This window comes from Pseudomonas sp. R1-15, assembly GCF_051132085.1.
In the GTDB taxonomy this organism is placed as follows: domain Bacteria; phylum Pseudomonadota; class Gammaproteobacteria; order Pseudomonadales; family Pseudomonadaceae; genus Aquipseudomonas.
Genome location: NZ_CP071660.1, coordinates 4,406,564 through 4,421,025, shown reverse-complemented (window position 1 = coordinate 4,421,025; position 14,462 = coordinate 4,406,564). Strand labels below are relative to the sequence as shown.

11 protein-coding genes are annotated in these 14,462 nt (G+C 62.0%); 5 read left to right on the top strand and 6 right to left on the bottom strand.

Going from position 1 to position 14,462, the window contains the following annotated elements; all coding sequences use genetic code 11:
* Positions 1 to 77: 77 nt before the first annotated feature.
* Together J3P97_RS19910 and J3P97_RS19905 are read right to left on the bottom strand one after the other, a co-directional pair.
* Positions 78 to 560, bottom strand: a complete 483-nt coding sequence (locus J3P97_RS19910) for a hypothetical protein (RefSeq protein WP_434572464.1) — start codon at positions 558 to 560, stop codon at positions 78 to 80.
* Positions 561 to 832: 272 nt separating this feature from the next.
* Positions 833 to 1,057, bottom strand: coding sequence for a hypothetical protein (locus J3P97_RS19905; RefSeq protein ID WP_007898912.1), 225 nt, complete (start codon positions 1,055 to 1,057; stop codon positions 833 to 835).
* A 930-nt stretch (positions 1,058 to 1,987) separates the two neighbouring features.
* Here J3P97_RS19905 and J3P97_RS19900 point away from each other — a divergent pair.
* Together J3P97_RS19900 and rmuC are read left to right on the top strand one after the other, a co-directional pair.
* Positions 1,988 to 2,311 (top strand): sel1 repeat family protein, encoded by a 324-nt coding sequence (locus tag J3P97_RS19900; RefSeq protein WP_434572466.1) that lies wholly within the window; start codon positions 1,988 to 1,990, stop codon positions 2,309 to 2,311.
* Positions 2,312 to 2,486: 175 nt separating this feature from the next.
* Positions 2,487 to 3,875 (top strand): DNA recombination protein RmuC, encoded by a 1,389-nt coding sequence (rmuC, locus tag J3P97_RS19895; RefSeq protein WP_434674576.1) that lies wholly within the window; start codon positions 2,487 to 2,489, stop codon positions 3,873 to 3,875.
* Positions 3,876 to 4,018: 143 nt separating this feature from the next.
* On the opposite strand, the gene J3P97_RS19890 is transcribed toward rmuC, so the two are convergent.
* Positions 4,019 to 7,489, bottom strand: a complete 3,471-nt coding sequence (locus J3P97_RS19890; RefSeq protein WP_434672589.1) for a hybrid sensor histidine kinase/response regulator — start codon at positions 7,487 to 7,489, stop codon at positions 4,019 to 4,021.
* 252 nt (positions 7,490 to 7,741) lie between these two features.
* Positions 7,742 to 8,281, bottom strand: a complete 540-nt coding sequence (locus J3P97_RS19885) for a TetR/AcrR family transcriptional regulator (RefSeq protein WP_434672588.1) — start codon at positions 8,279 to 8,281, stop codon at positions 7,742 to 7,744.
* 102 nt (positions 8,282 to 8,383) lie between these two features.
* On the opposite strand from J3P97_RS19885, the gene J3P97_RS19880 reads away from it, so the two are divergent.
* From J3P97_RS19880 to J3P97_RS19870, 3 genes are all read left to right on the top strand, one after another.
* On the top strand, positions 8,384 to 9,577 hold the full coding sequence (locus J3P97_RS19880) for an MFS transporter (protein ID WP_434672587.1): 1,194 nt from the start codon (positions 8,384 to 8,386) through the stop codon (positions 9,575 to 9,577).
* 104 nt (positions 9,578 to 9,681) lie between these two features.
* Positions 9,682 to 10,830 carry a TDT family transporter gene (locus J3P97_RS19875; protein ID WP_434672586.1) on the top strand — a complete coding sequence of 383 codons (1,149 nt, stop codon included), beginning with the start codon at positions 9,682 to 9,684 and terminating at the stop codon, positions 10,828 to 10,830.
* An 81-nt stretch (positions 10,831 to 10,911) separates the two neighbouring features.
* Complete coding sequence (locus J3P97_RS19870) at positions 10,912 to 12,786, top strand: MFS transporter (protein ID WP_434672585.1); 1,875 nt, start codon at positions 10,912 to 10,914, stop codon at positions 12,784 to 12,786.
* A 150-nt stretch (positions 12,787 to 12,936) separates the two neighbouring features.
* Here the strand turns inward: J3P97_RS19870 and sugE are convergent, their stop codons facing one another.
* Together sugE and J3P97_RS19860 are read right to left on the bottom strand one after the other, a co-directional pair.
* Positions 12,937 to 13,251: a quaternary ammonium compound efflux SMR transporter SugE gene (sugE, locus tag J3P97_RS19865; RefSeq protein ID WP_434672584.1), complete on the bottom strand. Its 315-nt coding sequence runs from the start codon at positions 13,249 to 13,251 to the stop codon at positions 12,937 to 12,939.
* Between the two features lie 117 nt (positions 13,252 to 13,368).
* A complete protein-coding gene (locus tag J3P97_RS19860; RefSeq protein ID WP_434601534.1) occupies positions 13,369 to 14,334 on the bottom strand; it encodes a bile acid:sodium symporter family protein in 966 nt (321 codons plus the stop codon).
* Positions 14,335 to 14,462: the final 128 nt, after the last annotated feature.

Sequence of the window (14,462 nt, the reverse complement as noted above, 5' to 3'; positions counted from 1 at the left end):
ATGGCTTGATTTAGAGGGGTTTTGTAGGACAATCTGACCAAATTCACTGAAGTTGTAGGAACTTTCTGATTTTCCATTCAGCAAGCGACCTGATTCAGTGGCGAAACACAGTTTTGCCAGGCACAGGTGAAATCTCGCAGGCGTCCCTGGGGGTGAAAAGTCTGCCGCCAGATCCGCGCCATGCCCAACAGGTCGCCGGCCTCGGGCAGCGGTGTGGCCTGTTCCTCCACCAGCAGCCAGGCGATGGCCGTGGCGTAGCGCAGGTTGACGGTCAGTTCCAGATGGGGACCGCTCAGGAACGCATGCTGGCTCGCCAGGCCGCGTACCAGGCTGGCCCGCTCCGGGTCCAGCGCCAGGTAGTCGTCCCATAAGGCTCGGTGGCGAGGTTCGGTGATGCGGTACAGGCCGTGCCCGCGCCGATCGTGCAACGCCGCGCCAAGCCCGGACTGGCTGGCGGCAATGCCCAGCAGCAAGGTCTCCGCCGCCTTGCTGTGACTCCCCAGGTAGAGGAGCGTCGGACGGATCACGTATCGACACAGTTCGCTGGCAGCGATACCCATAAAACCCTCGAGACGGAAAAGGGGCGAAGCCTGAAGATGTGGCCTTGGCAGCAGTGGATCGGTTCAGGCTCCGCCGAAGCGGATCAGGCCGCTTGACTTGAAGTGTAGTGTCATATCCCTGCTGTAAAGGACTGTTTTTAAACCATCTTCATCGAACGGTTATGACGGTTATAGCGCTTTGTACTTAAGCCGTTGCGCTTTATCGAGAAATGCCAGGCAATAAAAAACCCCGCTTTTCGGGGCGGGGTCTTCGGTTTCAGCTTCCGGGCGTCTCAGGCAACCAGTGCCTGGCGGGTACGCTCGATCACGGCCTGCAGCGGTTCTGCGCTGGAGTACTGGTCGGGATACAGGCGTTCGCTATGACGGGCGATGCCGTGTTCGTTGACCAGCGTGAAGCTGAAGCAGCCTTTGCGAGCGGCCATGATCAGGCAGTTCATTGGGGCAAAAGCGTTGGTCAGGGTGCGGATGGCATCCTGGGTATGGATTTGAGTAGACATGTTAGGTGTTCCTGCAAATGACACGGTTAAGAACCGTGCCGCGTTAAAACGTTCCAGTAACGTCGACCACCATTGGTCGAACGAAGAACCCGACTGGAACAAAGCAGCCAGTTTGAGCGCTATAAAAAGGCGCGCTTGGGCTGGCAGGTAGGTACTTAGGAGGGCAGGCAGCACATCAAGGGCAAAGGTTCTGGGCCCGGGGTGAAGATCCTGATCAATTTTGCAGGTTGGTTCGGTCAGAGTAACGAGCTTGGCAGACACCCTTTGCATTCGATCAAAGGCAGTGTTGACGCAAGATTTACCTGGAAACCATCGAGGAGGTCGGTCTCTTTTTATCGGTGGAGCTGCCCTTGAGGGTGGCTGACCGTGGAGATGTGTTCGACCTGGAATTGACTTTCAGCTTGGTACTAACGCCGCGGATACTAACGGATCGAATCCGTGAAGGGAAGGCCAGTGATCAATAAATATTCAAATCCGACCAGTGGGACGCCGCGCTATGCCTTGCGTGGCTGGCGAGCCTGGGCGATCAGCCAAGGCACTCTCCCGGGTTATCCCCAGGTGACACCTCTGCGAATGCCTCAAAAAGCGCGGCGATATAACCGTTCGCGTGTTACTTGTGCACACTTGCGACGAGGCTTGTCACCGAACTGTCATGTAGGAACATTCTGAGGTGGGTGCCTGCATCCAAAATTTAAGTCAATGAAAAACATCGCTTTTTTTAGCTGGTGAAAAAATCGTCAGTTTGAGCGCAGGCCCCGTTCCACAGGGCTTGCGGCGAGTTCCGGGTAGGTTGTCCACTGAGTTATCCACAGCTTCTGTGGATTGTCCCAACCGCTTGCTCTAGGACGGGCGTGCCGGTTTTTTTCGACTTTACCCGTACGAAAAAAGGAGTAGAGTGGCGCGCCTTCTGACCTGTCACCGTAGTGCGTTATGAAGTTCCGCTCAGTATCAAATCCTGTTACCTCCACACCCCAGGGTGTTACCCCACCCAAGCGTATTTCGATGCGCGTGGCCGAATGGTTACTCGACAGCCCGCGCCTGGGCGACAGCCCCAGCGTCAAGCACCTGGCCGGCCGCCTGCTCAAGCAACCGGCCCGTGAAGGCGTGGTGGCCGCCCAGAGCCGTCTCGGCCAGTTGATGTGCCGCGAATGCGGTAACGCTCGCGACCGGCGCATCGGCCAGGACCTGCTGCGCCAGGCTGCCCGGGCCGGCGATCACCGCGCTCGCCAGGCGCTGGGTGAAATCGAAGACTGAGCTGGGCAACGCCGGGTTGCTTGGTTAACCTTCGGGCTTTATTTCATCCGCGGAAATTGTCATGGCTATGGATTTGACCAGCCTGTTGCTTGGTCTTGCGGGCGCTGCGCTGCCGTTGCTGGCCCTGGCCTGGCATCTGCAACGCCAGGCCAGCGCGGCGCAGACCGAACTCGCCCTGCTGGAAGAACGCCTGGCGACCGCGCACATGGCCCACGACGGGTTGAATGCCCAGCTGGATGCCTGCCGCGACGAAATCAGTGACCTGAGCCAGGCCAATGCCGCCAAACAGGCCGAGCTCGCGGCGGCCAGTCGCGAAGTCGAATTGCTGCAGATCGAGCGCGACAATGCTCGGGACGCGGCCCACGCCTGGAATCTCGAACGGGCCAACAAGGAAGCGGAACTGCGGCGGCTCGATGCCCAGGCGGCTTCGTTGCACGCCGAATTGCGCGAGCAGCAAGAAAGCCATCAGCAGCGCCTCAACGACCTGCAAGGTTCGCGCGACGAGTTGCGGGCGCAGTTCGCCGAGCTGGCCGGAAAAATCTTCGACGAACGTGAACAGCGCTTCGCCGAAACCAGCCAGCAGCGCCTAGGACAACTGCTCGATCCGCTGAAGGAGCGCATCCAGTCGTTCGAGAAACGCGTCGAGGAAAGCTATCAGGCCGAGGCTCGCGAGCGGTTTTCCTTGGGCAAGGAGCTTGAGCGCTTGCAGCAATTGAACCTGCGCCTGAGCGATGAAGCCACCAACCTTACCCGCGCCCTCAAGGGGCAGAAAACCCAGGGCAACTGGGGCGAACTGATCCTCGAGCGGGTGCTCGAACACGCTGGCCTGGAGAAGGGCCGCGAATACCAGACCCAGGTCAGCCTCAAGGGCCCGGACGGTGAGCGTTTCCAGCCGGACGTGTTGATTTACCTGCCCGGCGATAAACAGGTAGTAGTCGATTCGAAGGTCAGCCTCACGGCTTACCAGCAATACGTCGCCGCCGAAGATGACGCCATCGGCCAGCTCGCGCTCAAGCAGCATGTCGTGTCGTTGCGAGCCCACGTCAAGGGCTTGGCCGGCAAGGACTACAAGCGCCTCGACGGTTTGCACAGCCTGGATTTCGTGTTGCTGTTCGTGCCGATCGAGGCCGCGTTTTCCGCCGCGCTGCAAGCCGAGCCGACGCTGTTTCAGGAAGCCTTTGACCGTAACATCGTGATCGTCAGCCCGACGACGCTGCTGGCGACATTGCGGGTCATCGACAGCTTGTGGAAGCAGGAGCGCCAGAGCCAGAACGCCCGGGAAATTGCCGAGCGCGCCGGATGGCTGTACGACAAGTTCGTCCTGTTCATCCAGGACCTCGATGAAATCGGCAACCGCCTGCAGCAACTGGACAAAGCCTACAGCGCCGCGCGCAACAAGCTGACGGAAGGGCGCGGCAACCTGGTCAGCCGCAGCGAACAACTGAAACTCCTCGGCGCCCGGGCGAGCAAGAGCTTGCCGACGGAGCTGCTGGAGCGCGCGATGGCGGATGTGGATGGGTTGCCTGAGGTGGCGGAAGAACCCAGCACGGACACCCAAGGCTGAAGTTGAACTCCAGGCCTGAAACCGAACCCCCGTGGCGAGGGAGCTTGCTCCCGCTGGGCTGCGCAGCGGCCCCTCTTTTATGAGTGCTGCGCACTCAAGCGGGAGCAAGCTCCCTCGCCACGGGAGACCGTGCCCCCGCTTTACTACAACGGCAAATGCCGACTCAACAACGCCCGCAACGCCGCCGGCTTCACCGGTTTGGCCAGGTAGTCCAACCCCGCCGCGTGCACTTGCGCCACCGTCTCCGGCCGGCCGTCGGCGCTGATCACCACCCCCGGCACCGGCTCGCCCAGGCGCGTGCGCAGCCAGGCCATCAGCTCGGTGCCCGTCTCGCCGTCGTCCAGATGAAAATCCACCAGGGCCAGTTGCGGACGCCCGCCCTGGGCGAGCCAGCGCTCGCACTCTTCGCGGTTGCGCGCGGTCCAGACCTGGCACCCCCAACGCGTCAGCAAACTGCTCATGCCGATCAGGATGCTGTCTTCGTTATCCACACACAGCACCTGGGCCCCGCTCGGCAATTGGCCGTTGGGTTCGGGCGCGGCACAGGGAGCAGCGGCCTGGGTGCTGGCCAACGGCACGCTGACACTGAACACGCTGCCGCGCCCCAGCCAGGAACGCACGCGCAACCGGTGGTCAAGCACGCGGCACAGGCCATCGGCGATCGCCAGGCCCAGGCCGAGGCCTTTTTCGGCGCGGGTCTGATGGCTGTCGAGGCGCTTGAACTCTTCGAAAATGACCTGCTGTTTGTCTTCGGCAATGCCGGGGCCGCGATCCCAGACCTCCAGGCACAGCTCGCCCTGGCGGCGGCGAACGCCCAGCAGCACAGGACCTTTGGCGTAGCGGAAGGCATTGGTGAGGAAGTTCTGCAAGATCCGCCGGAGTAGCTTGATGTCGCTGTCGACCCGCAGGCGCGAGCCACGCACGCGGAACTTGAGCCCTTGCTCCTGGGCCAGCACGGTGAATTCGGCGCCCAGGGTATCGAACAGGTCGTTGAGCACGAAGGGCTTGCGATCGGGGTTGATCTTGCCGTTCTCCAGGCGGGAGATGTCGAGCAGGTCGGTGATCAGGTCCTCCGCCGAACGCAGCGAGCTGTCCAGGTGCTGCACCAGTTGCCGGGCTTCGCCGGGCAGGCTGTCATGCTGGTGGGACAGCGCGGCGGAGAACAGTCGCGCGGCATTCAGGGGTTGCATCAGGTCATGGCTGACGGCGGCAAGGAAGCGGGTCTTGGACTGATAGGCGGCTTCTGCGGTGCTCTTGGCCTCGGTCAGCGCCAGGTTCAGCTGCGACAGTTCCCGGGTGCGCTCGGCCACCCGTTGCTCCAGCCCTTCGTTGGCCTCGGTCAAGGCTTGGGCGGCTTCGCGGAACGCGGTGATGTCAGTGAAACTCATGACAAAGCCGCCACCGGGCATCGGGTTGCCGATCAGCTCGATCACCCGGCCGTTGGGGAACAGCCGTTCCGAGGTATGCGCGCGGCCCTGGCGCATCCAGTGCAGGCGGCGTGCGACATGGACCTCGGCCTCGCCGGGCCCGCAGAGGCCGCGTTCGGCGTTGTAGCGGATGATGTCGGCGATCGGCCGGCCGACGCTGATCAGTCCGTCGGGGTAATTGAACAGCTCCAGGTAGCGACGATTCCAGGCCACCAGCCTGAGGGACTGGTCCACCACGCTGATGCCCTGGGTAATGTTTTCGATAGCCCCTTGCAGCAGCGCGCGATTGAACTGCAGCACCTCGGACGCTTCGTCGGCGATCCGCACGACGTCCTCCAGTTGCATCTCCCGCCCTTCAATTGCCGCCTTCACCACCGCCCGCGTCGAAGAGGCCCCCAGCACACCGGCCAGCAGGCGCTCGGTGTGGGCGATCCATTCGCTGTCGGCATTCTGGCTCGGGTTGAAACCTTTGCCCTGGCGGTAGGCGAAACGGATGAAGCTCTGCCGCGCGCGCTCTTCGCCGACGAACCGGGCGGCCAGTTGCAGCAGATCGTCAATCTGTACCGCGAGCATCGAACGAGGGTTGGGGCGGGCGCTGATTTCCTGGCCGATGAAGCGCCCGGCCTGCCAGTGCTCCGACACGCGGGTGCGGGACAACACCGAGACCCAGGCGAACAGGATGAAATTGCCGGCCAGGGACAAAACCACCCCTTGCGTCAGCGGAGTAATCGGCAGGTCCAGCGGGTTGCCGTGCAGCCAGGCCAGGCCGGGAAAACTGCTCAGTGACCAGCCCAGGCTGTGGGCGGCGATCGGCAGCACCAGCGTATAAAACCAGAGGAAAATTCCCGTGGCGAGACCGGCGAACACGCCGCGTCGGTTCGCCTGTTTCCAGTACAGCGCGCCGAGCATCGCGGGCGCCAGCTGAGTCACGGCGGCGAAAGCGATCTGGCCGATGGTCGCCAGGCTCGCCGTCGACCCCAGCAGCCGGTAACTGACGTAAGCCAGCAGCAGGATCACGACGATGCTCACCCGGCGTACCGACAGCATCCACTGGCGGAACACCTCGAAGGGCCGCTCGGCGTTGTTGCGGCGCAACAGCCAGGGCAGCAGCATGTCGTTGGAGACCATGGTCGACAGGGCGACACTCGCCACGATCACCATGCCGGTGGCGGCCGACGCGCCGCCGATGAACGCCAGCACCGCCAGGGCCGGGTGGGCCTGGGCCAGCGGCAGGCTGATGACGAACGAATCCGGCAGCACCGAACTGGGCAACATCATCTGACCGGCCAGGGCGATCGGCACCACGAACAGCGCGGCCAGCGCCAGGTACGCGGGAAACACCCACTTGGCCAGGCGCAGGTCCTGCGGGTCGATGTTCTCGACCACGGTCACATGGAATTGCCGGGGCAGGCAGATGATCGCCATCATCGCCACGCCGGTTTGCACGACCATGGACGGCCAGTTGATGGTTTCCTTCCAGTATTGCTCCAGGCGGGGCGCCAGCATCGCCTGGTTGAACAGGTCATCAAAACCGTCATAGAGGCCAAACGTGACGAACGCGCCGACGGCCAGGAAGGCGAACAGCTTGACCAGCGACTCGAAGGCAATCGCCAGGACCATGCCGCGATGGTGCTCGGTGGCGTCCAGGTTGCGGGTACCGAAGACGATGGTGAACAGCGCCAGGATCAGCGAGACGATCAGGGCGGTGTCCTGGGCCCGGGTGCCCATGGCGTCGGCGCCGGCGCCGATCAGCAGGTTCACGCCGAGCACGATGCCCTTGAGCTGCAAGGCGATGTAGGGCAGCACGCCGACCAGGCAGATCAGGGCGACCACAATCGCCAGGGACTGCGACTTGCCGTAGCGGGCGGCGATGAAGTCGGCGATGGAGGTGATGTTCTCCTGCTTGCTGATCATCACCATTTTCTGCAGGACCCACGGTGCGAACACCAGCAGCAGGATCGGTCCGAGGTAAATCGGCAGGAACGACCAGAGCTGTTCTGCGGCCTGGCCCACGGCGCCAAAGAAGGTCCAGCTGGTGCAATAGACCGCCAGCGACAGGCTGTAGACCCAGGCCCGCACGCGCGGCGGCAACGGCGTGCTGCGTCGGTCGCCGTAGAAGGCGATGGCAAACATGATGGCCATATAGGCCAGGGCGACAACGGCAATCAGCCCGCTGGACAGCGACATGGAAACTCCCGGACAAATATCCCCGGGCTCGGGCCCGGCACGACAGTCTCGCATGCCCGCTCGGGTTCGTCAGTGTCGACCAAGGTCGGGGCGTGGCGGGGTGTCGCGGGTGGGGTGGGGTGCTCGGGTTATCGGGTGTTCTTTCGGGCCTCTTCGCGAGCAGGCTCGCTCCCACAGTAGATCTGCGGTGCACACAGATCGCGTGCCCGCTGGAGATCCCATGTGGGAGCGAGCCTGCTCGCGAAAGCGGCCTTACTGACCCAACGCTATGTCAACCAACCGATACAACTCCTCGCCCTCCAGCGGTGCAGTGGCAAAGAGGATACGAAACACCGTCGGCGCCACGATCACATTCACCAGCCGCTCGATGCCCGGATTCGGCTCATCGGGATAGCGGTCCAGGATGATCTGCAACTGACCGCTGATGATGCCCACGCAATAGCCCGGCGTGGCGCAGGCCTGGATGTCGCGCATCATGTTGCGGCCGGGCTCGGAACTCATTTCGTCCAGGTACTGCTCGGCCCAGGCGCGCAAGTCGCCGCGCAGGCTGCCGGTATTGGCCGGCTCGCCATCCGGGCGCATACGTGCGATGGCGACATCCGCCAGCAGCGCTTGCAAGTCGCCCCAGCGCCGATAAATGGTGGACGGCGTCACCCCGGCGCGCGCGGCGATTTGCGGCACGGTCAGGCTGGCGCGATCCTGCTCCTGCAATAGCGCGCGAACGGCCGAATGAATCGACTCCTGGACCCGGGCGCTTCTGCCGCCGGGGCGTAAACCTTCTTTAATAGCCATGAATCGGACCTTAACACAAAGAATTTGCTTTAAGCGCATGCTGGTAGCACACTCGGCAAAAGCAAAAAATTAGCTTTTGTGAATGCCTTGTGGAGCGTGCCCATGTCTCGTCCAGCTTCGACCCGCGCCAGCCTGATATTTCTGGCGCTCACCTTGCTCGGCTTCCTGGCGGCGTCCAGCGCGCCGACGCCGTTGTATCACCTCTACCAGGAACATATGCAGTTTTCCCCGGCGATCCTGACACTGATCTTCGGCGTGTACGCGTTCAGTCTGCTGGCGGCTTTGCTGGTCGTCGGTTCGCTGTCGGATTACCTCGGCCGCAAGCCGGTGATCTTTGCGGCACTGCTGCTCAACATGCTGGCGATGCTGCTGTTTATCAACGCCGACAGCGTCGCCTGGTTGATCGGTGCGCGTTTGATTCAAGGTTTTGCCACCGGAATGGCCACCAGTGTATTGGGGGCGGCGTTGCTGGACTTCGATCGTCAGCAGGGGCCGCTGATCACCAGCGTGGCGCCATTGCTCGGCATGGCGTGTGGCGCGATGGGCTGCGGCCTGCTGGCTGAGTTCGCGCCGATGCCGCTGCAATTGACGTATTGGCTGCTGCTGGCATTGTTTCTCCTCCAGGCGATTTATCTGTGGCGCCTGGCGGAAAGCGTAAGCCCGCAGCCCGGGGCCTGGCGATCGTTGCGCCCGACTTTGCATGTACCTGTCCAGGCCCGGCGCGCCTTGTGGCTGATATTGCCTCTGGACCTGGCGGCTTGGGCGGTCGGGGGATTCTATTTGTCCCTGGCGCCATCACTGGTGCGGGCCGCGACCGGTTCGACATCGAACCTGATAGGCGGCGCGCTGGTGGCTGTGCTCACCCTCAGTGGTGCCTTGTCGATCTACACGCTGCGTAACCGGGCGGCAAGAACGATGCTGCGGCTTGGCGCCGGTCTATTGGTGCTCGGCCTGGGCCTGGTATTGACGGCCGTACACACGGCCAGTCTGCCGTGGTTTTTCATTGGCACCTTGATCACCGGCAGCGGTTTTGGCGCGGGATTCCTCGGCGCCCTGCGCAGCATCATGCCGCTGGCCTTGCCCCACGAACGGGCCGGCCTGATGTCGGCGTTCTACGTGCTCAGTTACCTGGCCTTCAGCCTGCCTTCGTTGCTGGCGGGAAACCTCACGCGTATTTTCGGGCTGATCCCGACCACCGATGGCTACGGCGCCGTGCTGATTGTGATGGCAGTCGGTGCGCTGGCGGGCTTGCTGCGCCAGCCTGCGCAACCGCTGGCGGAGGGGGTGGGATCGTGAGGGTTTATCTGTAAAACAGAATAGATATAGAGAAATTACCCGTTATATAGATATTCTTTTCAGTTCTAGCATGGCTTTACCTCATCCGATAACGAGGATTGACCATGACTTGCTGCGCTGCGAAAAACCGTTTACGCCCGCTGAGCCACTTGGCCGGACCCTTGGAGGTCGTCCGACAATTCACCCCGAACTGGTTCGCCGCCACCATGGGGACTGGCGTGCTGGCATTGGCCCTGGCGCAAGTGCCAGGCGGCAATGCCGGATTGCATGCATTTGCTGAAGGGCTGTGGTTGTTCAACATTTTCCTGTTTGCTCTGTTCACCGGGCTGTACAGCGCTCGCTGGATGCTTTTTTTCAACGAGGCCCGGCGAGTTTTCGGCCATTCAACGGTCTCGATGTTTTTCGGCACCATTCCCATGGGCCTGGCGACGATCATCAACGGCTTTCTGGTGTTCGGGTTGCCACGCTGGGGGGATAGCGTGGTGGCGGTGGCAGAAGTGTTGTGGTGGATCGATGTCGCGATGTCGCTGGCCTGCGGCGTGCTGATTCCGTTCCTGATGTTCACCCGCCAGGAGCACCGCATCGACCAGATGACCGCCGTGTGGCTGTTGCCCGTGGTGGCCGCCGAGGTGGCCGCTGCCAGTGGCGGGTTGCTGGCGCCACACCTTGGCGACGCCCATGCGCAGCTGGTCACGTTGGTTACCAGCTACGTGTTGTGGGCATTTTCACTACCGGTGGCGTTCAGCATTCTGACCATCCTGCTGCTGCGCATGGCCCTGCACAAACTGCCGCATGAAAACATGGCCGCCTCGAGCTGGCTGGCCCTCGGCCCCATCGGCACGGGCGCCTTGGGCATGTTGCTGCTGGGTGGCGAGGCACCGCTGATTTTCGCCGCCAATGGCTCGCCGGGCGTGGGCGAGGTTGCCTCGGGGCTGGGGCTGGTGGCCGGCATCACCCTGTGGGGCTTGGGTTTGTGGTGGATGTTGATGGCGCTGTTGATCACCGGGCGCTATCTGCGCGAAGGCATCCCGTTCAATCTCGGCTGGTGGGGTTTCACCTTTCCCTTGGGCGTGTACGCACTGACCACGCTGAAACTGGCGAGCGTGCTGGGGCTGGTATTTTTCAACCTGCTGGGTTGCGCATTGGTGGTGATGCTGGCGGTGATGTGGCTGATCGTCGCTCGGCGCACGGTGCTGGGCGCCTGGCACGGTGAGTTGTTCGTGTCGCCTTGTATTGCGGGGCTGGGGAAATAATCGTCAAAGACAGGTAATGTGTGGCCTGGATCGAAAAAGCGTCATTCCAATAAGCGTCCAAGCCACTCAGGAACATGGAAGATGAGTCACCCCTCGCAGTTCACCTTGCTTCGCACGCGGCGTTTCCTGCCGTTCTTCATCACGCAGTCCCTCGGCGCGTTCAACGACAATATCTTCAAGCAGTCGCTGATCCTCGCCATTCTCTATAAATTGACCATCGAGGGTGATCGCTCGATCGGGGTCAATCTGTGCGCGCTGCTTTTCATCCTGCCGTTCTTCCTGTTCTCGGCGCTGGCGGGCCAGTTCGGCGAAAAGTTCGCCAAGGATGCGTTGATTCGCCTGATCAAGCTTGGCGAAATCGCGATCATGGCGGTCGGCGCGGTGGGTTTCCTGTTTGATCATCTGTGGCTGATGCTGGTGGCGCTGTTCGCCATGGGCACGCACTCGGCGCTGTTCGGGCCGGTGAAGTATTCGATCCTGCCGCAAGCCCTGCGCGAGGATGAACTGGTCGGCGGCAACGGCCTGGTGGAGATGGGGACGTTCCTGGCGATCCTTGCCGGCACCATCGGCGCCGGGATCATGATGTCCTCGGCCAATTACGCGCCCGTGGTGTCGGTGGCGATTGTCGGCATCGCCGTGGCCGGTTACCTGGCCAGCCGCGGCATTCCACGGGCGGCGGCAGCCTCGCCGCAGATGCGCTTGAACTGGAACATCTTCAGCCAGTCCTGGGCGACCCTGAAGCTGGGCCTCGGGCAGACCCCGGCGGTATCCCGCTCGATTGTCGGCAATTCCTGGTTCTGGTTTGTCGGCGCGATCTATCTCACCCAGATCCCGGCCTATGCCAAGGAGTGGATGCACGGCGACGAAACCGTCGTGACGCTGATCCTGACGGTGTTTTCGGTGGGGATCGCCCTGGGCTCGATGCTCTGCGAAAGGCTCTCGGGGCGCAAAGTGGAGATCGGCCTGGTGCCGTTCGGTTCGTTCGGGCTGACGGTGTTCGGCTTGCTGTTGTGGTGGCATTCCGGTGGAATCCCCGCCAGCGTCGACGGCCATGGCTGGCTGCAAATTCTAGGTTTCGGCCACGCCTGGCTGGTGCTGATCGATATCCTCGGGCTGGGTATCTTTGGCGGTTTCTACATCGTGCCGCTGTATGCATTGATCCAGTCGCGCACCGTTGAAAACGAGCGGGCGCGAGTGATCGCCGCCAACAACATTCTCAACGCCTTGTTCATGGTGGTCTCGGCGATCGTTTCCATCGTCCTGCTGAGCCTGGCCAAGCTGTCGATCCCGCAGCTGTTCCTGGTGGTGTCGCTGCTGAACATCGGCGTCAACGCCTACATCTTCAAGATCGTCCCCGAGTTCAGCATGCGTTTCATGATCTGGCTGCTCAGCCATTCCATGTACCGCGTGGAGCATCGCAACCTGCAAGCGATCCCGGATGAGGGCGCAGCGTTGCTGGTGTGCAATCACGTATCGTTTGTCGATGCCTTGCTGATTGGTGGCGCGGTGCGTCGGCCGATTCGTTTTGTGATGTACTACAAAATCTACAACCTGCCGATCCTGAACTTCATCTTCCGCACCGCCGGGACCATTCCGATTGCCGGGCGCCAGGAGGATATCCACATCTATGAAAAAGCCTTCAGCCGCATCGCCCAGTACCTTAAGGACGGTGAGCTGGTGTGCATCTTCCCTGAAGGAAAGTTGACCGCCGACGGTGAGATCAACGAGTTCAAGAGCGGGCTGACGCGCATCCTGCAGGAAACCCCGGTGCCGGTGATTCCCTTGGCATTGCAGGGCTTGTGGGGCAGCTTTTTCAGCCGTGATCCGAGCAAGGGACTGTTTCGGCGGTTCTGGTCGCGGGTGACGCTGGTGGCGGGGACGGCGGTGGCGGTCGAGGCGGCGGAGCCGGCGAAATTGCAGGCGTTAGTCGGGGAGTTGCGCGGGGCGGTCAGATAAGCCAAAAACCTGTGGGAGCGAGCTTGCTCGCGATGGCCATATACCTGTCGACATTGATGTTGCTGACAGACCGCAATCGCGAGCAAGCTCGCTCCCACAAAGGCATTTGATCTAATGTGGGAGCGAGCCTGCTCGCGAAGGTGTAGTGGCTTAAGCGCTGATCTTGAGCCCGACCAGCCCGGCGATGATCAGCGCAACGCTGGCCAGGCGAATCAGTGCCATCGACTCGCCAAACAGGATGATCCCGGCGATCACCGTGCCCACGGCACCGACCCCGGTCCAGATGGCATAGGCGGTGCCCAGCGGCAGCTCCTTCATCGCCAGGCCGAGCAGGCCGAGGCTGATCGCCATGGCGGCGATTGTCAGTGCGGTAGGGAGCGGGCGGCTGAAGCCGTCGGTGTACTTCAGGCCGACAGCCCAGCCGACTTCGAACAGGCCGGCGAAAAACAGAATGATCCAGGACATCACACACCTCATCGATGGATGGGGTCGTCCCCGGATAAAAACTTCACGGCATTGCGGGGTCGTCCCCACATTGGGCGCAAGAGTGCCCAATGCTGACTATTCGGTCAAGTCCTTCGGTCAGTCCGCGGTTTGTCGGGCGAGCTCTTCGCGGTCCTGTTTTTCGCTCATGCGCCGGAACCAGGTCGAGAGCAGGGCGCCGGAAATGTTGTGCCAGACGCTGAACAGCGCGCTGGGCACTGCCGCCAGCGGCGAAAAGTGCGCGCTGGCCAATGCCGCACCGAGGCCGGAGTTCTGCATACCGACTTCCAGCGACAACGTCTTGCGTTGGGCCAACGGCAACCCGAAAAGGCGACCGGTGAAATACCCCAACAGGTAGCCGAAGCTGTTATGCAGGATCACGATCGCCATGATCAGCAGGCCGGACTCAGCGATCTTTGCTTGGCTGGCTGCCACCACCGCCGCAACGATGATCACGATACTGACCACCGATACCAGCGGCAGCACCTCTACGGCATGACGGACCCGCGCACCCAACAAACGTTGGGCAACGATACCCAGTGCGATGGGCAGCAAGACAATTTGCAGTATCGACCAGAACAATGCCGAGAACGATACCGGTAGCCAGGCCGAGGCCAGCAGCCATATCAGCGTCGGGGTCAGCAGCGGGGCAAGCAGGGTGGTGATGGCGGATATCGCTACGGCCAAGGCCAGGTCGCCGCGGGCGAGCCAGGTCATAACGTTGGAGGACGTGCCGCTCGGGCAGCAACCCACCAGAATCACGCCGACGGCGATTTCGGGCGGCAGGCTGAATACCTGGCAAAGCAGCCATGCTGTCCCCGGCATGATCACGAACTGGGCAATCACCCCCAGGGCCACCCGTCCAGGGCGACGAGCCACTTCGGCAAAGTCTTCCAGCTTCAGTGCCAGGCCCATGCCGAACATCACCAGGCCCAGCAGCGGCACAATGGCGCTTTTGAGACCGATGAACCAGGTCGGCAGAAAGAACGCCACGACGGCGAACAGCAACACCCAGTAAGCGAACGTATTGCCGACGAAGCGGCTCAATGCAGCCAGTGCACGCATGATCTGATCCTTATTATAAAAAACACCGGATACCCGTGTGGGAGCGAGCCTGCTCGCGAAAGCGGGGTGTCAGTCAACATCGCTGTGGCTGTCATACCGCTATCGCGAGCAGGCTCGCTGCCACAGGG